Below are 21,403 nucleotides of genomic sequence, written 5' to 3'. Positions count from 1 at the left end.
ACGCACACCCCTGATAAAGCACGAGGTCAGCATGATCGAAGGACTCACGGAACAGGCGCTGTATGCCCCCATCAAGTGGCAGGACGCCTCGCAGGAGTACCAGGACATCCTCTATCACACCGCTGAAGAGGGTATTGCCCGGATCACCATCAATCGCCCTGAGGTGCGCAATGCGTTTCGCCCGCAAACGGTGAGCGAGATGATCCATGCCCTGGGCCGCGCGCGCCACGACAGTGCCATCGGCGCGATTCTGCTGACCGGGGCGGGCGACCAGGCCTTTTGCTCCGGGGGCGACCAGCGCATTCGTGGCGACTACGGCGGCTACCGCGACGAGGCGGGCACCCATCACCTCAACGTGCTGGATTTCCAGCGTGACATTCGCACCTGCCCCAAACCTATCATCGCCATGGTGGCGGGCTACGCCATTGGCGGTGGCCACGTGCTGCACATGATGTGTGACCTGACCATCGCCGCCGACAACGCCGTTTTCGGGCAAACGGGCCCCAAGGTGGGGTCGTTTGACGGGGGCTACGGGGCTTCCTACATGGCGAGAATCGTCGGCCAGAAAAAAGCCCGTGAAATATGGTTCCTGTGCCGACAGTACAGCGCCGCCCAGGCGTTGGAGATGGGGCTGGTGAACCACGTGGTGCCGGTGGCCGAGCTGGAGCGAGAGAGCGTGCGCTGGTGCCGTGAAATGCTGCAGCATAGCCCCATGGCGCTGCGCTGCCTGAAAGCGGCGCTGAACGCCGACTGCGACGGCCAGGCCGGGCTGCAGGAGTTGGCGGGTAATGCCACCATGCTCTTCTATATGACCGACGAGGGGCAGGAAGGGCGCAACGCCTTCAATGAAAAGCGCCGCCCGGACTTCTCGCGCTACCCGCGCAACCCCTGATGGCGCTGGCGCTTTACCGCTACTCGCTACCGTTTCGCCAGCCGCTGACGTTCAAAGGTCAGCGGTTGGCGAGCAGAGAAGGCCTGTTAGTCACGATCAACGGCCAGTGGGGCGAGATAGCCCCTTTGCCTGGCTTCTCCACAGAAACCCTCGCTGACGCCACCGCCGAGAGCCTGGCCTGCCTGGCGGCTATAGAGCGCGGTGAGACAGCCAAACCAACGTTACCTTCAGTACAGTTTGGTTTCGACTGCGCCCGGCACCGCTGGCCTGCTTTCCTGCCTGCTCCTTTGCCGCCCTACCCATTGCTGCAGGGCTCCCCGCAAGCGCTGATGAGTGCACTGCCGGAGCGCGTGGCCCAATGGCAGGCTGCTCCACCAGAGCGCATCAAGCTGAAGGTGGCCCGCTACTCGAGCGATGCGGAGCTGGCGTTGATCGCAAGCCTTGCCAAGTGGCTACCCAACACGCGACTGATCCTCGATGCCAACGGTGGCTGGCAGCGCGAGCAGGCACTGCGCTTTTGCCAGCAGCTCTCGCCTGCCCAAATCGATTACCTGGAGGAGCCCAGTGCTACGCTGGCCGACAGCATCACCGTGGCGGACGCCACGGGCATCGACATCGCCCTGGATGAAACCCTGCAGCGCGGCACTGCCTGGGCGCCGCACCCCCGGCTGGCCGCGCTGATCATCAAGCCGACGCTGATGGGCGGGTTCGCAGCTTGCCAGGCGTTGGTTCAGCGCGCCAGAGTCCACCGCTTGCGGGTGGTGATCTCATCCAGTTTCGAATCTCAGTGGGGGTTGGGGCAGTTGAGCTGCCTGGCCCGGCAGTGGGCTCCCGAGGAGCCTGCGGGGCTAGATACCGCCCAGGCGTTCAGCGAATCACTTCTCTCGCCAGCCGGTGAGTTGCGGCACGCGCGGCTGCACTGCCTCTACCACGCCGCCGCTGGCGACGACCGCAAGGAGCTTTCCCTGTGACCGAGACGTGCCCCATTCACTACTGGGCCCAGCAAACGCCGGAGCATATCGCGGTGGAGGCGGGCGCGGTGCGCCTGAGCTATCGCACGTTGAACCGGCGCGTGGCATCCCTGGCCCAGCAGTTGGCTAGGCAAGGCTTGATGCCGGGTATGCCCCTTTTGGTTCCCACCCGAGGGTCGTTGCAGGGCGTGCTGCTGGCCTGGGCCTGCCTGCGGGCAGGGGTGGTGTTCTGCCCGCTGAATCCGGCGTTTCCCGTGGCTCAGCAGCAGGCGCTGGCGCGGCGGATGCAGGTCACCCGGGTGTGCCAGCCGGAAAGTGACTTTGCCTACTCTTCCGAGCTGCCGCCGATTTCCCTCGACTACCGTGCGGAGGCCGACCCCGGCGAGCCACCGGTCTTGTACGCGAGCCAGCGCAGCAACACCATCCTCACCTCCGGCTCCAGCGGCCCGCCCAAGGCGGTGCTGCACCGGGTGGGCAATCATCTGGCCTCGGCGCGGGGTTCGGCGTCGCTGATTCCTGTGGATCCGGATAGCGGCTGGCTGCTTTCGCTGCCGCTGTTTCATGTGGGAGGCTATGCCATTGCGTTTCGGGTCTTTCTGGCCGGGGGGCGGCTGGTGCTGGACGATGCGACTCGCCCGCTGGCCGAGCGCCTGATGCAGCAGCCTATCACCCACCTTTCATTGGTGCCGACGCAGCTTTGGCGGCTACTGAGGGAAGGCTTCGACCCTCGACACACCCAGCTCCGCGAGCTGTTGTTGGGGGGCGCGGCCATTCCCGCGCCGCTGGTCGAACGCTTGCAGCGCCTGGGGCTGACGCCCAAGGTCAGCTATGGGCTGTCGGAAATGGCCAGCCAGGTGTGTACCGGCTCGCCCTCCGCCCCTGGCGTGGTGGGGCAGCCCTTGCCGGGGCGTCAGGTGCGGGTGGTGGACGGCGAAATTCAGGTCAAGGGCGACACGCTATTCTGCGGCTATCTGGCCGATGGTGCGCTGGACCCCGCCGTCAACGACGAGGGCTGGTTCGCCACCCGTGACCGGGGCTACTTCAACGACCAGCAGGCGCTCGTCGTCGAGGGGCGGCTCGACAACGTGTTCATTTCCGGCGGTGAAAACATACAGCCAGAGAGCATCGAGCAGCGGCTGGTCGACTACCCGGGCGTGGCCCAGGCGCTGGTGGTGGCCGTGCCGCACCCGGAGTGGGGCGAGCGCCCAGTGGCCTTCATCGAGCCGCAAACCGATCCGCTCTGCCACAAGGCCCTGGCCGCCTGGGTGCGCGAGGCGCTGCCGGGCTTCATGGTCCCCGATGCCTGGCTACCCTGGCCGCCGCAGGTGGCGCTCAAACCCTCGCGCAAACAGTTCGCCGAGTTGGCACGCAGGCAGTTGGCTGACGTTTAGCCTTTGCGTCAGGCCTGTTCTGGGAGCGCATATTCAGGTGGCGTCAATGGAGGCAAATAACGCTCAAGCAACTGTGCAGCGTGCAGCACCTTGAGGTCCTGGTATTTTCCGGCCACCAAATGCAGGCCCACCGGCAGCCCTTGCTGATCCAGCCCGCAGGGAAGGGAAGCGGCGGGTTGCTGGGTCAGGTTGAACGGGTAGCTAAACGGCGTCCAATCCATCCAGTCGCGGTAGCGCCCGCCCGGCGGCACGTTGTGGCCTGCCGCGAAAGGCGCGATGGGCATGGTGGGCGTAACCAGCAGATCGTACTGCTCATGAAAGGCGGCCATGTGGGCGGTCAATTCGCTGCGCTCACGCCTGGCAGCGAGGTAGGCGGAAAGCGATACGTCTTGCCCGCGTCGTGCAATCTCCAGAAAGCCAGGGTCGAGCGCTGCCTGCTGCTGTTCATTGAGTTTTTCGAGTGCCTGCGTGGCTCCTGCAAACCAGAGCGTATTAAACGTTTTAAGCGGATCGCTAAAGCCTGGGTCTATGCGTTCTACGGTGGCACCCAATGCTTCTAAATATGTGATGGCTTCCTCGACTCGTTGGGCAATATCCGGCGCTACGTCTACATAGCCAAGGTCAGCACTAAAGGCGATGCGCCAGCCCTTTAGGTTAGCCGGTGGCGGCGTGAGCCAATCTGGCGCTCTGGGATTGCCTGAGTAACCATCCCGAGTATCGGGCTGGGCCATGACGCTGAGCATGAGGGCGCTGTCACGTGCAGTGCGTGTCATGGGCCCTAAGTGAGACAGCGTACTCATGGTGCTGGCAGGCCACTGAGGCACCCACCCGAAGGTGGGTTTAATACCGAACGTGCCGGTAAAGCTGCATGGAATACGAATGGAGCCGCCCGCGTCGCTGCCTTGATGAAGCAGGCCCAGGTTGAGCGCCGCGGCCGCTCCCGCGCCGCCGGATGACCCTCCCGGCGTTAGCTCCGTGTTCCATGGGTTGCGGGTAATACCGTGCAGCGGATTGTCGGTGACGCCTTTCCAGCCAAACTCGGGCGAGGTGGTCTTGCCAATCACGATAGCCCCGGCATTGCGCAGGTGACGGCTGATGGGTGCGTCTACCTCCCAGGGGCCATCCGGTGCCGTGGTCGTCGACCCCAGCCGAGTCGGCAGCCCTTTGGTCAAGGTCAGATCCTTGATGGTCACGGGAATCCCGTCCAGCGGCCCGCAGGGCGCCCCGGACTGCCAGCGCCGAGTGGACTCGGCGGCTAATTGGCGGGCCTGTTCTCCGTTGACACAGCTGAAGGCATTGACCCTGGGGTTATCTCGTTCGATGCGGGCCAGGCAGTCCTCCACCAGCGCCCCCGGCGAGAGCGATCCCTCTCTGAAGCGCGCCAGAGCGTCCACGGCCGTCAGGGTTGCTAAGGTATCTGCCATGCTATTCGCCATCCTCGACACCTGCCGCTTCCAGCATGGCGTGCAGCAGCACGTTACAGCCTGCGTGGACGTGTTCGGGCGTGGCGCTTTCGATCTCGTTATGGCTGATGCCATCCTTGCAGGGAATGAAGATCATCGCGGCGGGGGCAACACGGCCAATGAACATCGCGTCGTGGCCGGCTCCGCTGATGATATCCATGTGTGACAGCTGAAGTTTTTCAGCGGCTTGTCGCACGCTATCCACACATGCTTTATTGAAATGCTCTGGCGCAAAATCTGCGGTGGGGGTGAGCTCGTATTCCAGCCCGTGACGTTGGCAAATGTCTTTAACGGCGGTAGTCACCGCTTGGCCCATGGCGATCAGGGCGTTGGGTTCCCAGTGGCGCATATCCAGGGTCATTTTGACTTGGCCGGGAATGACATTGCGCGAACCTGGGTGTAGCGTCATACAGCCTACCGTGCCGCGCCCGTGGGGTTGGTGCTCATGGGCAATTCGGTTGAGCGCTTGAGTAACTTCTGCGGCCCCCATCATGGCATCCCGACGAAGATTCATTGGGGTGGGGCCTGCATGGGCTTCAAGCCCTGTGAGGGTTAAGTCGAACCACTTCTGCCCAAGCCCACCGATGACAACGCCAATGGTGGTGTCGGTATCTTCGAGAATGGGGCCTTGCTCAATGTGTGGCTCAAAATAGGCTTTGATCTCGCTGGGGGAGACCTCATCACTGCCGCGATAGTGAATAGCATCTAAGGCATCGCTGACCGTGACACCATCGGCGTCGGTGCGCGCCATCATAGCGTCAAACGCCAGCTCACCAGTGAATACCCCGGAGCCCATCATACAAGGGGGAAATCGGCAGCCTTCTTCGTTGGTCCACGCGACCACCTCAATCGGCGATTGCGTGGTGATGTTGTGCTGGTTTAGGGTGCGAATCACTTCAAGGCCAGACATGACACCAAAGCAGCCGTCGTATTTACCGCCGGTGGGTTGGGTATCTAAGTGACTGCCCGCCATAACTGTTTTGGCGCTGGGGTCGCTGCCTTCCCGGCGGGCAAAAATATTGCCAATATTATCAATGCGAATCGTACAGCCTTCAGCACGACACCACTGAATAAACAGGTCGCGGCCTTGGCGCTCTAAGTCGGTCAGTGCCTGGCGGTTCACGCCGCCCTTCGGCGTGGCCCCTAGCTTGGCCATCTCCATGAGCGACGCCCACAGGCGGTCGCTGTCAGTGAGTAGGTTGGACTCTTTGATGGGGGTAACGTAGGTATTCATCTCACTCTCCTCGCAAAGTTAACCGGATGTGTTTTCCGTTAGTAAGTCGTGCAGCTTGGAACGGTGATTCTGATGATTGGGTGAGTCGTTGCTGACCAGCATCTGTACCGCCATTTCTGCTTCCAGTGCGCTCATGTGATGTTCAGCATCGGCCATGTGCTCGGCCATGATCTGTCGCACACGCGGGGCATCTTCAGCGCGGTAGGCATCCACTAGCTGCCGGTGGTAATCCTGGTTGGCGTGGTCGAATTGCTTTCGCTCCGGGACGTACGCTTTTTTGATCACCACCAAATCGCGCAGCATGTCGTTTAAGAACTGGCACATAAACGCGAGCAACGGATTCGGGCAGGCACGGGCCAGCAACTGATGAAACTCCAGCTCTAGAAAACGTTGGTGTCGATGATCCTCTTCATGACTCGCACAGCAGGCGCAGGCCGACATATTGGCTTCCAACTGTTGGAAGTCCTGCTCGTTGAGCTTACCCACCACGGAGGCCGCCAGTTCTACTTCCAGCAGTTTGCGTAACTGGTACACCTGCTTACCATCCAACTGCTGGAAGTGCAGGAAGTTACGCAGCATGCGGCTGGCGGGCTCCATGCTGGGCTGATTAATGACCGCGCCTCCCTTAGGCCCGGTTTTTAACGTGATGAGCCCCTCAACCTCTAAGATCTTGAGCGCTTCGCGCACGGTGCCCTTAGCGCTACCGTAAAGCTCCATCAGCGCTTTTTCGTTGGGCAGCCGGTCGCCTTCTCCCAGTGACTCTGCGGCTATCCAGCGCTTGATGTCGTCGCTAATCAGCTCGGCAAGCTTGGGTCTGCGCGGCGAGGTTGAAACAGGGGCTTGAGTCATCAACCCACTCCTTATTGGTGGTTAGCGCTATTGGTGATTTCTTGCGTATAGGCGGGTAAGCGCTCTGGGTGGTACTCGGCATCATAGTCATAGCGTGCTTGGGTAAAGCGTTCCACGACCGCTGTGTCGCGTCGATGCAGCGCGTGGCTGAGCCCAACAAACAGCGCAGCATTCAGCAATAAACCCCAGATACCCGCATGGTAGCCAAACGGTGCGCTGAGCGGGCCAAAGGTCATGAGGAGCACGCAGGCAACGCCCGCCCACAAACCCGCCAGTGCAGCGGTGGGGTGCGCTTTTTTCCAGGTGATGGCACCTATGGTGGGAATGATCAACTGCGCGGTGCCCGCCAGTGCTGCAATACCAATCGTGACCAGTACGCCAGGTACGGTAAGCGCCATGATATAAGCGGCCAATGAGAAACCCACCAGCGATAAACGACCGATATACACAATGCGCGCTTGGCTTGCGTCACGATTTACATAGCGTTTGTAAATATCCATCGTCACCACGGTAGACACCGCGTGGATCTGCGAATTAGCGGTAGACATAGCGGCTGAAGCACCGGCTGCCATGATCAGTGAAGCGAGTAGGTAAGGCGCATACTCCATCAGCATAATGGGCAGGATCTGGTCCGGGTTCTCTACGTTGGGCTCAAGCAGCACGCCTGAATAGCCAGACAGCACCGAGCCTACATAGGCAAAGGCCGCCAATCCCAGCAAGAACGGCATCAAGTTAAACAGCTTGCCGTGTTTCACCGAGTACATACGCAGCCAGATTTGCGGGCCCATAAAGGCACCAATGGCGGTAATGGCAAACAGCGAGAACCACATGGGGTAGCCCATCGTGCCGTTAGGCCCAGGCATGGTGAGATGGTCAGGAGAGGTTTGCTGAAGCTGACTAAATAGCGCTGTTGGGCCACCTACTTGGCTGGAAATGTAGTAACCGGCATACAGCATGCCGAAGAATAGCAGCGCGCCGTAAATAACGTCGGTCCAGGCGATAGCGCGGATACCGCCAATCCATACGTAGATGATAATAATGAAGTAAAACAGCAGGGCGGCGAGCCAGAAAGGAATTAATCCGCCCGAGGCAACCTCGATTAAATAAGCGCCGCCAGTGAGCTGGATCTGCAGATAAGGTACGGTAAAAATCAGCGTAATAGCGGCAACGGTAATGCGCAGTGCCTCACTATTATAAAAATCACCAATTAAATCTGAAGGTGTTAAATAATTGAATCGTTTACCTAAAAACCAAACCCGTTTGCCTATCCAGTAATACATAAAGCCAAACAGGAGGTTCCAAGCTAACGCCGTCAGAAATACCGGCCCGTTGGTATAAAACGTGGCATTAGAGCCGAGGAACGCGAACGCGCTCCACCAAGTGGCCGCGACGGTGAAGAAGACCGCGATACTCCCCATGGCACGGCCTTGAACAAAAAAGTCCTCGCTGGTTTCTTGCGATTGTCGTGCTGATAAAACCCCCACCATCAAGGGGATAATCATAAAAGCTGCAATAATTAATAAGCTACCGGTCATGGTGAACCCCTTTTTTTACAGCTGTTTAGTTGCGTGGACAGCGGATGGTTCGGGGCTGCCCCAATTGGTGAAATAAGCCACCAAAAACAGTGCCGTTAATGCAAACCACCAGAACAAGTTCCACACCAGCAGAAAAGGGAGTCCCATCACCATGGGTTCTATGCGGTTAGCCAGCATAATGAGGGGGCTTTCCAGCATAAAAAAGCTGAAGAGCATGCCGCCATAAATAGACAGCTTTAAGGGTGTTAAGTATTTCATAGCAAGTTAGCCCTTTGTTTATATTGAAATTGTGAGCAGTGTTCATAGTGCACGCAGGCAACAACAGCGCTGTTTGGCGCATTGTCTGTGCGAGTGCTACTTAGGCGTGTTCCACTGATTTGTTGTATTTATTCGTATAAATATAAGAATTAGGCGCTTTGAATCGCTACGTCAAGGTAAGTAGGCAACGTTTGGCGTTGTGATGCGTATGAATTCTCTAACGTGAACTCAAGAAAAGCATAATTTTATAAACGTAGTGGGTGGCGCATGCTGAGGGCATGTCTCATAGCGACGGAGCTGGACACTATGTTTGGTTTAAAAAGTAAAACGACCGCACAGCCAGCGGAAAAAAAGGCTGAGCAGCCTGCATCAGGCACCGCCCTCAACCAGCACTTCTGGATGCCGTTCAGCGCGAACCGCGATTTCCGCGCAAACCCGCGCATGATTGCCGGGGCGGAAGGGCGTTATTACATCGATGACCAGGGGCGCAAGCTGTTCGATTCGCTCTCTGGCCTGTGGACCTGCGGGGCAGGCCATAACCGTGAAGAGATCCAAAAAGCCGTGGCGGCGCAGCTGGGTACGCTGGATTTTGCCCCGGGCTTTCAGATTGCCCACCCGTTGGCGTTCAAGCTGGCGGAGAAAATCGCCAGCCTAACGCCAGCCGGGTTGGATCACGTGTTTTTCACCAACTCCGGTTCAGAAGCCGCCGATACCTCGGTCAAGATGGCTAAGGCCTACTGGCGTTTAAAAGGTAAGCCGGAAAAAACCCGCATGATCGGCCGCGCCAAGGGCTACCACGGGGTGAATGTTGGTGGCACCAGCCTGGGCGGCATTGGCGGCAACCGTAAGCACTACGGCCAACTGATGGACGTGACGCATCTGCCTCACACGCTGCAGGCGGGCCATGCGTACACCCGTGGCCAAGCGGAAACCGGCGCTGAGCTGGCCGATGCGCTGCTGGATCAAATCGCCCTGCACGATGCCTCTACCATTGCGGCGGTCATTGTGGAGCCGATGTCGGGCTCGGCGGGTGTGATTGTGCCGCCAAAAGGCTATTTGGATCGGCTGCGGGAGATCTGCACCGCCCACGATATTCTGCTGATTTTTGATGAGGTGATTACCGCCTTTGGCCGCAGTGGGGCGACCACCGGGGCCGAAGCGTTTGGCGTCACGCCGGATATCATGAACGTGGCTAAACAGATCACTAATGGCGCGGTGCCGATGGGGGCGGTGATTGCCACTGGCGAGATTTTCGACACCTTTATGCACGCAGGCGGTGCCCAGCATGCCATTGAATTCCCCCACGGCTACACCTACAGCGCCCACCCCGTGGCCTGCGCGGCGGGGCTGGCAGCGCTGGAGATGATGGAGCGTGAAAACTTCCCCGCTCAGGTGAACGCCATCGCTCCGTTGTTCGAGCAGAAGCTGCACGCCCTAAAAGGCCATAACCACATTGTCGATATTCGCAATTACGGCTTGGCCGGTGCCCTTCAGCTAGCGCCGCGCAACGGCGACCCCACCATTCGCCCCCGCGATGCGCATATGGCGCTGTGGGAAGCTGGCTTCTACGTGCGCTACGGCGGCGACACCCTGCAGTTCGGCCCTCCCTTTGGCACCACGGAAGCCGAGCTTGAGCGTTTGTTCGATGCCGTTGCGACCACCCTAGATTCATTGGCGTAACCCTGGCCAACCCTGTTTTGGAGTTTCATGATGAGTGTTGTTTCCCACCTGATTAACGGTGAGCTAGTGGAAAGCCAGCGCACGCTGGACGTCACCAACCCTTCTACGGGCAAGGTCATTCGCCACGTGGCGGATGCCAGCGCGGCGGATGTGGAGCGTGCCATTGCCGCAGCTCAAGCCGCTTTTCCTGCCTGGCGCGATACGCCGCCCGCCAAGCGCGCCCAGGTGATGTACCGCTTTAAGCAGTTGCTGGAAGAGCACGCGGACCGCCTCGTACAACTGGTCAGCGAAGAGCATGGCAAAACGGTTGAAGACGCCATGGGCGAGCTGAAGCGCGGCATCGAGAACGTCGAGTACGCCTGCGGCGTGCCGGAACTGTTAAAAGGCGAGTACTCCCACAACGTGGGGCCGGGCATTGATGCCTGGTCTAACTTCCAGCCGCTGGGCGTGGTCGCGGGTATTACCCCGTTTAACTTCCCCGCCATGGTGCCGCTGTGGATGTACCCGATGGCGATTGCCTGCGGTAACACCTTTATTCTTAAACCTTCCGAAAAAGACCCGTCAGCGGCCATGGCCGTGGCCGAACTGCTGCAAGAAGCGGGGCTGCCCAAAGGCGTGATGAACGTGATTCACGGCGGTCGCGAAGCGGTGGAAACACTCTTAGATGCCAAAGCCGTGAAAGCCATTTCGTTTGTGGGTTCTACGCCCGTGGCGGAAGCGATCTATTCCCGCGGCTCGGCGGCGGGCAAGCGCGTTCAGGCCCTGGGCGGTGCGAAGAACCACGCGGTGATTCTGCCGGATGCCGACCTGGAAAACGCCGCCAACACCCTGATGGGCGCTGCCTACGGCAGCTGCGGCGAGCGCTGCATGGCGATCTCGGTAGCGGTGTGCGTAGGCGATGAAACTGCTGACCGGTTAGTGGAAACCATGCTACCCAAAATCGCCCAGTTGAAGGTGGGCCCGGCTACCGATAAAGGCCTGGATATGGGCCCGCTGGTCACCGCAGAGCATCGCGATAAAGTGCTTGGGTTTATTGAAGATGGCGTGAACGCTGGCGCTTCGCTGGTGGCGGATGGCCGTGGCCTGACCGTGGCTGGCCATGAAGAGGGCTATTTTGTGGGTGGCTGCCTGTTCGATAACGTCACCGCTGAGATGCGCATTTACCAGGAAGAGATTTTTGGGCCGGTACTCTGCGTGGTACGGGTCGGCAGCCTGGACGATGCCATGCAGCTGATCAACGACCACGAATACGGCAACGGCACCTGCCTGTTTACCCGCGATGGCGAAGCCGCCCGCCGCTTCACCGATGGTATCGAAGTGGGCATGGTGGGGGTGAACGTACCGTTGCCCGTGCCGGTGGCGTATCACAGTTTTGGCGGCTGGAAGCGTTCGCTGTTTGGCGACCTTCACGCCTACGGCCCAGACTCGGTGCGCTTCTACACTCGCCGCAAAGCGGTTTCCCAGCGCTGGCCTTCCGTCAGCGAAGCCACACGGGCGGAGTTCTCGTTTCCTACTAACCAGCGTTGACGCGATGCGCTAACTGCGCCATCTTCACTGCACCACCGCCTGCATCATTGTTGGGCGGTGGTGTATTTTTTGGTGCGTATTATGAGCGGTCAGGGTTGCAAAGGGATACCAGCGTGGCGAGAACACAGGACGAAATTCGGCAAACGAACGTCAAAAAGATCCTTCAGGCGGCGGAGCAGCTGTTTGCCGAAAAAGGCTACGCCGGTGCCTCCATGGGCGACATTGCCCAGTTAGCCGACCTGCCAAAGTCCAATGTGCACTACTATTTCGCCACTAAGAAAGTACTCTATCAAGAGGTATTGCTGGCGCTATTAGAGCTATGGAAGCAGGACGCGCTCTGCTTTGAGCTGTATGAAGACCCCCGAGTGGTGCTCTCCACCTACATTCGCGCCAAGATGAACCACTCTCGCAACCGCGCCCACGGCTCCAAAGTGTGGGCCGCTGAAGTGATGCAGGGTGCCCCGATGCTCAAAGAGCGCCTGCGCGATAACCTTTATGAATGGGCCAAACTAAAAGAGTCGAAAATCCGCGAATGGGTCGATTCCGGCCAAATCAATCCCGTCGAGCCTTCGTACCTGCTTTACATGATCTGGGCCTCCACCCAGCACTACGCGGACTTCGACTACCAAATCTACCTGCTCAACGACGACAAACCTCTGGACGACTTACAGTTTGAAAAAGCCGTGCAGTCGGTGACCTCTGTGATTTTAAGAGGCATTGGGCTGACGGCTTAGACTTTCCAGGCTTACTTGCTCAGCAATCAAACAAAAAAGTTCGTACATAATGGTGGCTCCAAGCAGTGCTGTGTTGCCGCTGGGATCGAAGGGTGGGGAGACTTCCACTACATCGGCGCCGATAAGCGGTATGCCGCGAAAGCCGCGCACTAGCTGCAGGGCTTGCAGGCTGGTAAGACCGCCTACTTCAGGGGTGCCGGTCCCAGGCGCGAAGGCGGGGTCGATGCTATCGATATCGAAGGATAGATATACTGGGCCGCTGCCCACGACGCGGCGTGCTTCAGCGACTGTCGCTTCAATGCCCAGCGCATCTACTTCTTCCATAAATATTACTCGCATGCCGCTAGCGTCTGAGTAGTCCCAGCCTTGTGTGGTGTTTTGGGCACCGCGAATGCCAATTTGCACCGTGCGTTTGGGGTCAATCAGGCCATGTTCACAGGCGAGGCGGAAGGGGCCGCCGTGGTGAAATTTTGAGCCCTGAAACTCGTCCCAGGTGTCGGTATGAGCATCAATATGGATCAACCCCACCGGGCCATCGGCCGCTAAGCCACGCAGGATGGGATAGGTAATCAAGTGGTCGCCACCAACGCTTAGCGGGATAACGCCTGCTCGGCGAATCGCCGAGTAATAAGTGGCAATATCATTGGAGACCTGCTCAAGGTCGTAGATCGATGAAAAGCGAACGTCGCCTATGTCGGCAATGCGTGCCTGAGCAAAAGGGTCTAGACGTGTGACATGGTGCAGGCTGCGCATCATACTCGACTGGTTGCGAATCTCACGCGGGCCATGGCGGGCGCCTGGGCGATTGCTGACCCCGCCATCAAAAGGAATGCCGACCAGGGCAATATCGAGTTCGTCTAACGATTCGGCTAGCGGCGCACGCAAGAAGCTGGCTATTTCGCGATAGCGTGGCTCCTGGTGCGGTAGGTAGCTTTCGCCGGTGGCGGCATTGCGGCGAGTGCCGTCGGTGCCCTTGGCCATGTGGCTCTCCTTATCGGGTTAAGCTCGCCAAACTGGCGGCCAGTAGTTGCGTGCCTGCAACGGCATCATCAAGTTCAGTATGCTCATCAGGGTGGTGGCTAAGGCCATCGCGGCAGGGTACAAACAGCATCGCTGTTGGGCAGTGGTTGGCGAGGTGAATCGAATCGTGAAAGGCACCCGATACTAATCGCGGTGCAGTAATACCTAGTTCATGGGCGGTGTCATCAAGCAGAACGGTGAGGGTGGCGGGAAACGCCACTGGCTCAACGCGCGATAGCGATGTCAGTGTTGCTTTGCAGCCTGCCCAGGTCTGCTGAGCGAGCTCATTGAATTCGGCTTCCAGCGCTTTTAGCGTCGCTGCTTCGGGGTGGCGTAAATCAATAGTGAAGGTGACCTGATCGGGAATGGTGTTCACCGAGCCAGGGCTGACGGCAAACGTGCCAATGGTAAAACGCACGCGGTCTTCGCTATCTCGGGCGGCTTCTCGTAGTGCGGTTGCCAGCGCACAGGCGCCCTCTAGCGCATCGCGACGCATGGCACGCGGGGTGGTGCCCGCGTGGTTGGCGCTTCCCGATACGGTGACTTCATACCAGCTAACGCCTTGAATGCCTTCTACAACGCCTGCAGAGACACCCTGGCGCTCCAGAATAGGGCCTTGCTCAATATGCAGCTCAAGAAAAGCATGCATCGGAGTTGCCAACGGGCGACGGGGAACGCCTGCAGCGTCCAGTTCCGCCAGGCAAGTATCCAAGGCACGTCCCAGACTGACGCCGTCGTTGTCTTCGACTAAGCGCGTTTCATCCAGGCTTCGCACGCCGCAAAATACCGCCGAACCAGAAGTGCCGGGTGAGAAGCGCGCCCCCTCTTCATTAGTCCAACTCACCAGTGAAAGAGGGCGGCGCGGTGTAAACCCCGCCTGCTTAAGCGCGCGCAGTGCTTCAAGCCCTGCCAGCACGCCCAGCGCTCCATCGTACTTGCCACCCGTCGGTTGGCTATCCAAATGACTGCCCGTAACGACAGGCTCAAGCGCGGGGTCACTACCGGGCACATCAAGAAACACGTTGCCGATCGCGTCGACGCTTGCCCTGGCACCCAGTGCGCTGGCCTGCTCAATCAGCCAAAGCCGGGCGCGGGTGTCGTTGTCATCAAGCGCTAAACGCGCTACACCGCCGTCTGATCGGCCGCCCATCTTCGCGACCGTGGCTAAGTCGTTGGCAAGTCGTTCCGGGTTTACCGCTGCTGCTATCGCCGCCACATCAATGACGGGCTTCTCGGTTGGATAATGAAGGTGGCTTTCCATCAGGCTCTCCCTAGGGGATTTTATTCGTAGACTTCAAAATGTACCTCGACAGGTACGCAGTCTGCACCATTGATGGGAATAATGTCTTGCGGGCAGGCGGACATCGCCACGATACAGTCCATCTCAGCGCGTAGCTCGACATAGTCACCGGGTTTGGACACAGGCGGGCACCAGTCGACTTTCATCTGGTCATTAACGGGAATGTTCATCCATAGATTGAGCGGCTGAGGCACCTCGGGAGTGACAATGCCTATCGCTTTCATGGCTAAACGCAGGTTATCGGCGCAGCTATCGTGGTAGCCCTCAACACCCAGCGTCATATAGCGGAACAGGTCGCAGGCGGCCATTAGCGTGTCGTGGATACCCGGCGAAGTGTCGGCGGTGAGGGTCATGATCGGGCGGCGGCGGTTACTTATCAGCGGGTCGCCTGCCTGAGGAATCAGCGCGCTCAACCAGGCACGCCCGTGCTCCCAAGACATGAACTCGTTGATATTATCGGTGCTAAACGCCCAGGTGTCGCACACTTGGGTACCGTGGGTATTAATAATACGGATGGTTTGTCCGGCTTTTAGACGCACTGCCCGGCCGCCACGGGCGGCGACTTCGTAGCGCTTGCCTAACACCGGCGTGCCGTCGGGGGAGATGGGGTTTTCCAAGCTGTGGTTATGGCCGCAGGGTTCGCTGTTGCTGCGCGGCAGTTGCTCAATGCGAGCGTGGTCAAAGCGTGTATCAGAACTCATGGGATGCTCCAGGTGTTTTAATCGTGTTTAGGTGACTGAGTCAGTCGATATGGCGCTCACGCCAGGTATTAAGAAACTGTTGAAGGCGTTCGCTTTTTGGTTGGCGGAACAGGGTTGCGGGCGGGCCGCTCTCGACCACGCGGCCTTGATCCATAAAGATCACGCGGTCAGCCACTTTGGCGGCAAAGCCCATTTCATGGGTGACGATCACCATGGTCATGCCATCGGCGGCTAGCTTTTTCATGACATCCAGGACTTCGCCAACCAGTTCAGGGTCGAGCGCCGAGGTAGGCTCATCGAAGAACATTACTCTGGGCTTCATGGCGAGCGCCCGAGCAATCGCCACCCGCTGCTTCTGGCCACCAGAAAGGCTCTCGGGAAAGTGGCCTGCACGGTCAGCAAGGCCAACCTGTTCGAGCATGGCCATGCCTTCCACTTCTGCATCCTGCCGGGAAAGGCCGTTAACCAGACGCAGCGCTTCGGTCACGTTCTCCAGTGCCGTGCGATGGGGCCATAGGTGAAAGTGCTGGAACACCATGCCCACTGGCGCGCGCACTTCATCTACGCGCTTTTCACTGGTGCGCACACGCTTGCCGTTGCGATCCTCAAAGCCCAATAGCTGGCCGTCGATATAAACGCTGCCATGATCGTAGGGCTCCAAGAACGCCAGACAGCGTAGCAGGGTGGATTTACCCGAGCCGGAGGGGCCAATCACGCAGACCACTTCGGAAGGGGCGAGGCTGAAGTCGATGTTGGTCAGCACTTCCAGATCGCCAAACTGCTTACTGATACCGTGTGCCTCAACAATGGCTTTTTGTCGGGTAGGCGTAGGCGGTGAGAGTGTGTCAGCCGTTGGCATGGGAGTTATCCTTTTGAGCGACATGGCGCGGTTGACGATTGGCTAAGCGTTTTTCCAGCGCATAGCCGCCCCGGGCGACCAGTTCAATCATCAGCCAGTAGAGCAACGCAACCGCCAAGTAGGGCTCGATGACCTGAAACGTCTGATTAACGATGGTGGTGGCGTTTTTGGTCAGGTCATCCACTGAGATAATCGAAATCAGCGCGGACTCTTTCACCAAAATGATTAGCTGATTGGTGCCGGGCGGTACGATCAGACGTGCCATCTGAGGAATCTGAATACGTATCAGCGCGTGCCAGGGTGAAATGCCGAGCATTCGCGCCGCCTCAAGCTGGCCTTTGGGAATGGACTTGAAGCCGCCACGATAAATTTCCGCAAAGTAGCCTGCGCCATACAGCCCAATACCGGTGACACCGGCAATCTCAGCATCTAGCCGTAGGCCAATGCTGGGGCCGCCGTAATAGAGTAAAAACAACAGAATCAGCAGCGGGATGCCGCGGCAAATTTCCACATAGCAGGCCACCGGATAGCCGAACAGGCGTGGATTAGCCAGCCGTAGCGCCGCCAGCACCAGCCCCAATGAAACGGCTAGTAAGCAGCCGAAAAAGCAGATCCACAGCGTATTCCACAACCCTTGCAGAATCAGCCCACGGACGTCCCATAGCAGGGCAATATCAAACATAACGGACACTCCCCTATTCGGTGGCAAGACCGCCGGTCATGCGGTGTTCTAAGTAAGCGCTGAGTCGTGCCAGCACCAAATTGACCGCGAGATAAAGCAGCGCGGCAGCCAAATACGTTTCCAGCGGCTGAAAGGTGCGTGAGGCGATTTGCTCGCTAACGCGCATTAGTTCGGTAACGGCAATCACCGATATTAGCGATGAATTTTTGAGAATCGTGATGATCTCGTTCGTCAGTGGCGGCAGCGTCAGGCGAAATACCTGAGGCATGATGATGCGCCTGCGGGTTTGCCACGCCGAGATGCCCGCCATGCGCGCCGCTTCTATTTGCCCAGCGGGAATGTGGCTGATGCCGCTACGGAAAATTTCCGATTGGAAGGCGGCCGTATTCAGCGTAAGCGTCAAAATAGCGGCGGTAATAGGTGCGATCTCAATGCCGATTTCGGGCAGTAAGTAATAGACCAGCAGCAGTTGCAGCAGGATGGGGGTGCCACGCCAAAAGCTGCGGTAAAGCCCGCAGGGCCAGCGCACTAGGCGATACCGGCTGGTCAAACCAAAGGCCAGCAAAACGCCTAATACCAACCCCAATGCGATGGCGGAAAGCGAGACCACCAAGGTGGTGGTCAAGCCTTTGAGCAGCACAGGGTAGTGGTTGAGCAGAATCTCAAACATGTAGCACCTGTAAAATGAAGAAAAACGGCTTCACCAACTCAACCCTTTTTACTCGGCCGCTGGGAGTTCTAACGGTAGATCCATCGGGCCACCGAACCATTTTTCCTGTAGCTCATTCAGGGTGCCGTCTTCATTTAGGCGTTGAATCTGCTCATCCATAAAGGCGTTAAGGGATGCGCTCTCTTCGTCATCGCGTCCGGCCCAGGAGAAGTAAACCGGGTCGCCGAAAGTGCCGACCACTTCAAACACATCAGGGCGGGTGCGCTCGGCTTCGAGCAGGTTAGGAAGACTATTGATCACCACATCGACACGGCCCGTCCCTAGCTCGGCATAGGCCTCATCAACGCCTGTGTAGGTACGAATATCTGCAACGGGTGTTCCCGTTTCTTCTAACTCTGCGGCCAATGCCTCCAGCGCTTCTAACTGCGCTGAGCCTGCCTGAGCGGCGGCTACTTTGCCGGCGATATCTTCAGGTGAGCTGATGTCATCCTCGCCAGCGCGTTTGAGCATTGCCATGGTGGCATCGGCAATGGGAGCGCTTAAGTGGTAGCGCTCCATACGCTCGGGCGTGGCGGTGACCGACGTAATGACGTAGTCAAAGCGCTCTCGCTCCAGCCCCGGCAGAATGCCTTGCCAAGGGAGATCCATGCGGATCAATTCGACGCCCTCAAGCTCGCTCATGATGTGTTCCATGATGTCGGCGGAGTAGCCGACAATTTCGCCATCTTCTATGTATTCAAACGGGGCGAAGCGCGCTTCAGTGCCGACGGTAAAGGTGGCATCGGTGCGAATGTCGTCTAACAAATCGCTATGAGCGGTAGTGGCGAAGCTAACGCCAAGTAGGAGGCCAGCGGTAATAGTCGGGATACGTTGCATGGGGATGCTCCTCGGGGTGGTGATACTCGAATCAGCGGCTATCGCCTACTGAGCAAGAACCCCTTGAGTTAAGCAGGCGTTATGCAACAATAAAACTGTTATCTTTCGATGTTCATACCCATTTTATTGATGTTAATTGCACTAACTTAGAGCATGCCGATGAAACTCTCAGCCGCTGACCTGAAAAGCCTCTCTGTATTCCTTGCGGTGACCGAGCACCGTGGCTTTGCCGGTGCGCAAACGGCGCTGCATATGAGCCAGTCTGCTATCAGTTTTCATATTCGTGCTCTTGAGGAGCGGGTAGGGTTCACTGTCTGTCATCGGGGGCGGCAGGGGTTTGAGCTAACCGAGCGGGGCACCATTGTGTATGAGCGCGCTAAACAGCTGCTCTCTTCGGTAGACGATTTCGACAGCGAGATGAGCGAGCTGCGCAGCTCCGTTTACGGCACGCTGCGCTTGGGCGTAGTCGATAACACCATTATGGATGTCGAGCTTGATCTGCAAGGCGTGATTGGCGAATTCCTACGTAAGAATCCACAGGCGCGTCTCAATATCACTGTGGGCAGCCCTGATCGCTTGATTGGCGAGATTGCTAATGGAGCCTTACAGCTCGGCATCCTGCCGGAAACGGCGCAAATGGAAGGCTTGCAGCACCGTCAGGTCTACACCGAAGTACACGGTATCTACTGTGCAAAACGGCATCCGCTGTTTGCTCGTGACAGCGCTCAATTAACGGTTGAGGACGTCATCAATCACCCCTTTGTGGTACGCCCCTATGCCAACCTGCAAGAGCTTCAAAGTTTCCCCAATGCCCAGGTAGGTGCCCATGCATCCAATATGGAAGCCCAGGCGCTACTGATTTTAAGCGGCCACTTTATTGGCAATTTGCCCCACTATTATGCCAACCACTGGGTGGAGCGGGGCGAACTCAAAGCGCTGCTGCCGGATCAGGTGGAGATCGCTTCGCCGTTTTGTGTCGTTACTCGAGCCGGGCGACGCCCCTCGCTTATTGTGCGCTCATTTATTCAGGAACTTGTCGCCCGGCTTTGGCAACAGTCGCATCTGGTTGAAGCGTATAAAGGGGATGAGCTGTTGCCCAAGACTGGCTCAACTGATGATGCATCGTTCGATTAACTTGGCGCTAAAAATATATCCCCTCTACCCACCAAGACCGCCTGCCCCCCTACCGTCACATACCCAGGCGTTATATCACCATTGGCCGCCGTATAAATAACGCTGGGCCGTCCCATTTCAACGCCTTGATGAATCTTGCACTGCAGTGCCTCGTGCTTGAGTGAGGCTAAGTAGCCGGTTAACGCTGCTGCGGCGCTGCCGGTGGCTGGGTCTTCGCAGAGGCTGTCGTGCATACAGAACATGCGGCTGCGAATCACGGTCTTTTGTCCCGCTGAATGCTCCCTCGCGTACAGGTAGATTTGAACCGCACTGTTTGGCATCACGGCACTTGCCCAGAGGGCGGAGGAAATACAGACGCTCTCTAATGCTGCGATATCCGATAGCTCAATCAGGTGAAAGGGCAACCCGAAGGAGGCGATGACCGGATCGCCCACTACCTGATGGATATCTAACCCCAACAGCTCAACGGTGGTGGGGCGATCGAGAGTGCTGTCTGCCAGCATAACGGCCTTGGATGTTTTGAACGTTGCCCTACCGTTGGCCCATGTGATCGCGAGTTTCCCGATGGGCGGATGAAGCACCAAGGGTTGCTCTGGGTGAGCGAGTTTTAACGCCGCCAATAGGTGGGCAGTGCCTACCGTAGGGTGTCCTGCAAACGGCAGCTCCCTGGTCGGGGTGAAAATTCGCATGGGGTAGTGTTGTGGCGCTGACTCGGCGCTCAAGAACACCGTTTCCGCCAGATTTAACTCATTGGCTAGCGCTTGCATGGTGCAGGTGTCCAGCCCATCCGCGTTGAGAAACACGGCCAGTGGGTTGCCCGTAAAGTGCTGGTCGGTAAAGACATCCAGCAAGTAATACTCGGCGGTGGTCATACATCCCCCTTATTAGAGAGCGTCTGTTTCCAGAACGTTTGTTTTCCCTCCTGGCAGGCCTGTTCACGGGTGAGGCCAATATCTTTCAGCAAGTGGTCATCTAGCGTGAGCAGCTGCCGACGGCTGCGTTGGTAGCGGCTTAGCTGGTAACGAAGCTGAGTGAGGCTGAAGCGTGGCATGGCGGCTCTCCGAGCGGTGGGGTGCCTGTTTAGGTTACGCAGCCTGCTGGTGGCAATACAGATATAGATTTTTTTATTTTTACGGTACAGATGGGGCGTGTTATACCTCTGTATGGCGAAACGAGATGCCTTCTGTATGGCAGATGAACCGAGCGGGGGTGGGCGTGATGACGCGTTATGAAGAGGTGGCGGCAACGTTACGGGAGCGGATTGAGCACGGGATTTATCGCGTGGGCGACCGGTTACCCTCTATTCGCGCGGTCTGCCAAGAGCTGAATGTGAGTATCTCAACGGCGCAAGAAGCGTACCGCCAACTCATGGACGCCGCACTGATTGAGTCGCGGCCAAAGTCGGGCTACTTCGTGCTGCCGTGTCGTATTCCCTCCGTTTTGCCCTCTGTTTCGCGACCAGCCCAGTGCCCGCTGGATGTCTCCCAGTGGGACCAAGTGCTAGCAGTCTGTCGGACTTGAGGTTAATGGATGAGCTGAGGCGTGGGTTCTTCACCCCCCCCTGTGTTGGTGTTGGTGTTGGTGTTGGTGTTGGTGCTGTTGTGTGGCTCTTAACCTGCCCCTCAGC

At 58.2% G+C, this 21,403-nt stretch carries 22 protein-coding genes; 8 read left to right on the top strand and 14 right to left on the bottom strand.

The genetic code is table 11. The features are described 5' to 3' along the window. Nucleotides 1-31 precede the first annotated feature (31 nt). Genes menB through L1249_RS14445 form a run of 3 tightly spaced genes read left to right on the top strand, consistent with a single transcriptional unit; the run spans nucleotide 32 to nucleotide 3,254 of the window. Nucleotides 32-892 (top strand): 1,4-dihydroxy-2-naphthoyl-CoA synthase, encoded by an 861-nt coding sequence (menB, locus tag L1249_RS14455; protein ID WP_058578117.1) that lies wholly within the window; start codon nucleotides 32-34, stop codon nucleotides 890-892. Then, nucleotides 892-1,863 (top strand): o-succinylbenzoate synthase, encoded by a 972-nt coding sequence (gene menC / locus L1249_RS14450; protein WP_172416589.1) that lies wholly within the window; start codon nucleotides 892-894, stop codon nucleotides 1,861-1,863. The genes menB and menC overlap by 1 nt, the downstream gene beginning before the upstream one ends. Beyond that, nucleotides 1,860-3,254, top strand: a complete 1,395-nt coding sequence (locus tag L1249_RS14445; RefSeq protein ID WP_228168915.1) for an AMP-binding protein — start codon at nucleotides 1,860-1,862, stop codon at nucleotides 3,252-3,254. Before menC ends, L1249_RS14445 begins: the two co-directional genes overlap by 4 nt. An 8-nt stretch (nucleotides 3,255-3,262) precedes the next feature. Here the strand turns inward: L1249_RS14445 and L1249_RS14440 are convergent, their stop codons facing one another. The 5 genes from L1249_RS14440 to L1249_RS14420 are packed head-to-tail and all read right to left on the bottom strand — an operon-like array spanning nucleotide 3,263 to nucleotide 8,593. Continuing rightward, nucleotides 3,263-4,678: an amidase gene (locus L1249_RS14440; protein ID WP_058578178.1), complete on the bottom strand. Its 1,416-nt coding sequence runs from the start codon at nucleotides 4,676-4,678 to the stop codon at nucleotides 3,263-3,265. A gap of 1 nt (nucleotide 4,679) precedes the next feature. After that, nucleotides 4,680-5,951, bottom strand: coding sequence for a Zn-dependent hydrolase (locus L1249_RS14435; protein ID WP_137093060.1), 1,272 nt, complete (start codon nucleotides 5,949-5,951; stop codon nucleotides 4,680-4,682). Nucleotides 5,952-5,969: 18 nt separating this feature from the next. Further along, nucleotides 5,970-6,800 carry a FadR/GntR family transcriptional regulator gene (locus L1249_RS14430; protein ID WP_058578121.1) on the bottom strand — a complete coding sequence of 277 codons (831 nt, stop codon included), beginning with the start codon at nucleotides 6,798-6,800 and terminating at the stop codon, nucleotides 5,970-5,972. 11 nt (nucleotides 6,801-6,811) lie between these two features. After that, a complete protein-coding gene (locus L1249_RS14425; protein WP_062363126.1) occupies nucleotides 6,812-8,335 on the bottom strand; it encodes a sodium:solute symporter family protein in 1,524 nt (507 codons plus the stop codon). Nucleotides 8,336-8,350: 15 nt separating this feature from the next. Next, nucleotides 8,351-8,593, bottom strand: a complete 243-nt coding sequence (locus tag L1249_RS14420) for a hypothetical protein (protein ID WP_054641435.1) — start codon at nucleotides 8,591-8,593, stop codon at nucleotides 8,351-8,353. Between the two features lie 306 nt (nucleotides 8,594-8,899). Between L1249_RS14420 and L1249_RS14415 the strand changes: the two genes are divergently transcribed. The 3 genes from L1249_RS14415 (at nucleotide 8,900) to L1249_RS14405 (ending at nucleotide 12,534) form a co-directional block, all read left to right on the top strand. Continuing rightward, nucleotides 8,900-10,273, top strand: a complete 1,374-nt coding sequence (locus L1249_RS14415) for an aspartate aminotransferase family protein (protein WP_058578123.1) — start codon at nucleotides 8,900-8,902, stop codon at nucleotides 10,271-10,273. A gap of 30 nt (nucleotides 10,274-10,303) precedes the next feature. After that, nucleotides 10,304-11,800, top strand: a complete 1,497-nt coding sequence (locus L1249_RS14410; protein WP_058578124.1) for a CoA-acylating methylmalonate-semialdehyde dehydrogenase — start codon at nucleotides 10,304-10,306, stop codon at nucleotides 11,798-11,800. 113 nt (nucleotides 11,801-11,913) lie between these two features. Then, complete coding sequence (locus tag L1249_RS14405; protein ID WP_058578125.1) at nucleotides 11,914-12,534, top strand: TetR/AcrR family transcriptional regulator; 621 nt, start codon at nucleotides 11,914-11,916, stop codon at nucleotides 12,532-12,534. On the opposite strand, the gene speB is transcribed toward L1249_RS14405, so the two are convergent. The 7 genes from speB to L1249_RS14370 are packed head-to-tail and all read right to left on the bottom strand — an operon-like array spanning nucleotide 12,508 to nucleotide 18,642. Continuing rightward, entirely contained in the window at nucleotides 12,508-13,515 is a 1,008-nt protein-coding gene (gene speB, locus L1249_RS14400; protein ID WP_084354735.1) for an agmatinase, read from the bottom strand. The genes L1249_RS14405 and speB overlap by 27 nt on opposite strands. A 10-nt stretch (nucleotides 13,516-13,525) precedes the next feature. After that, a complete protein-coding gene (locus L1249_RS14395) occupies nucleotides 13,526-14,815 on the bottom strand; it encodes a M20 family metallo-hydrolase (RefSeq protein ID WP_058578126.1) in 1,290 nt (429 codons plus the stop codon). Nucleotides 14,816-14,835: 20 nt separating this feature from the next. Beyond that, nucleotides 14,836-15,555: a DUF1989 domain-containing protein gene (locus L1249_RS14390; RefSeq protein ID WP_228168920.1), complete on the bottom strand. Its 720-nt coding sequence runs from the start codon at nucleotides 15,553-15,555 to the stop codon at nucleotides 14,836-14,838. Nucleotides 15,556-15,595: 40 nt separating this feature from the next. Beyond that, nucleotides 15,596-16,414, bottom strand: a complete 819-nt coding sequence (locus L1249_RS14385; RefSeq protein WP_058578128.1) for an amino acid ABC transporter ATP-binding protein — start codon at nucleotides 16,412-16,414, stop codon at nucleotides 15,596-15,598. Beyond that, nucleotides 16,401-17,096 (bottom strand): amino acid ABC transporter permease, encoded by a 696-nt coding sequence (locus L1249_RS14380; RefSeq protein ID WP_054641438.1) that lies wholly within the window; start codon nucleotides 17,094-17,096, stop codon nucleotides 16,401-16,403. Before L1249_RS14380 ends, L1249_RS14385 begins: the two co-directional genes overlap by 14 nt. A gap of 13 nt (nucleotides 17,097-17,109) precedes the next feature. Further along, entirely contained in the window at nucleotides 17,110-17,766 is a 657-nt protein-coding gene (locus L1249_RS14375; RefSeq protein WP_054641439.1) for an amino acid ABC transporter permease, read from the bottom strand. Nucleotides 17,767-17,814: 48 nt separating this feature from the next. Beyond that, nucleotides 17,815-18,642: a transporter substrate-binding domain-containing protein gene (locus L1249_RS14370; RefSeq protein WP_058578129.1), complete on the bottom strand. Its 828-nt coding sequence runs from the start codon at nucleotides 18,640-18,642 to the stop codon at nucleotides 17,815-17,817. Between the two features lie 159 nt (nucleotides 18,643-18,801). Between L1249_RS14370 and L1249_RS14365 the strand changes: the two genes are divergently transcribed. After that, the gene (locus L1249_RS14365; RefSeq protein ID WP_058578130.1) at nucleotides 18,802-19,776 is read left to right on the top strand and encodes a LysR family transcriptional regulator; all 975 of its coding nucleotides are present in this window, start codon (nucleotides 18,802-18,804) and stop codon (nucleotides 19,774-19,776) included. Here L1249_RS14365 and L1249_RS14360 read toward each other — a convergent pair. After that, nucleotides 19,773-20,648, bottom strand: coding sequence for a PhzF family phenazine biosynthesis protein (locus L1249_RS14360; protein WP_054641442.1), 876 nt, complete (start codon nucleotides 20,646-20,648; stop codon nucleotides 19,773-19,775). The two genes, L1249_RS14365 and L1249_RS14360, sit on opposite strands and share 4 nt — an antisense overlap. Next, nucleotides 20,645-20,827 (bottom strand): DUF1127 domain-containing protein, encoded by a 183-nt coding sequence (locus L1249_RS14355; RefSeq protein ID WP_137093065.1) that lies wholly within the window; start codon nucleotides 20,825-20,827, stop codon nucleotides 20,645-20,647. Before L1249_RS14355 ends, L1249_RS14360 begins: the two co-directional genes overlap by 4 nt. A gap of 125 nt (nucleotides 20,828-20,952) precedes the next feature. On the opposite strand from L1249_RS14355, the gene L1249_RS14350 reads away from it, so the two are divergent. Continuing rightward, nucleotides 20,953-21,297 (top strand): GntR family transcriptional regulator, encoded by a 345-nt coding sequence (locus tag L1249_RS14350; protein ID WP_228168921.1) that lies wholly within the window; start codon nucleotides 20,953-20,955, stop codon nucleotides 21,295-21,297. Nucleotides 21,298-21,403: the final 106 nt, after the last annotated feature.

The sequence above is a fragment of the Halomonas sp. Cn5-12 genome (assembly GCF_021532545.1).
Classification (GTDB): domain Bacteria; phylum Pseudomonadota; class Gammaproteobacteria; order Pseudomonadales; family Halomonadaceae; genus Vreelandella; species Vreelandella aquamarina.
The sequence above is the reverse complement of the archived record's forward strand: the minus strand, read 5'-3'. Positions and strand labels throughout refer to the sequence as shown.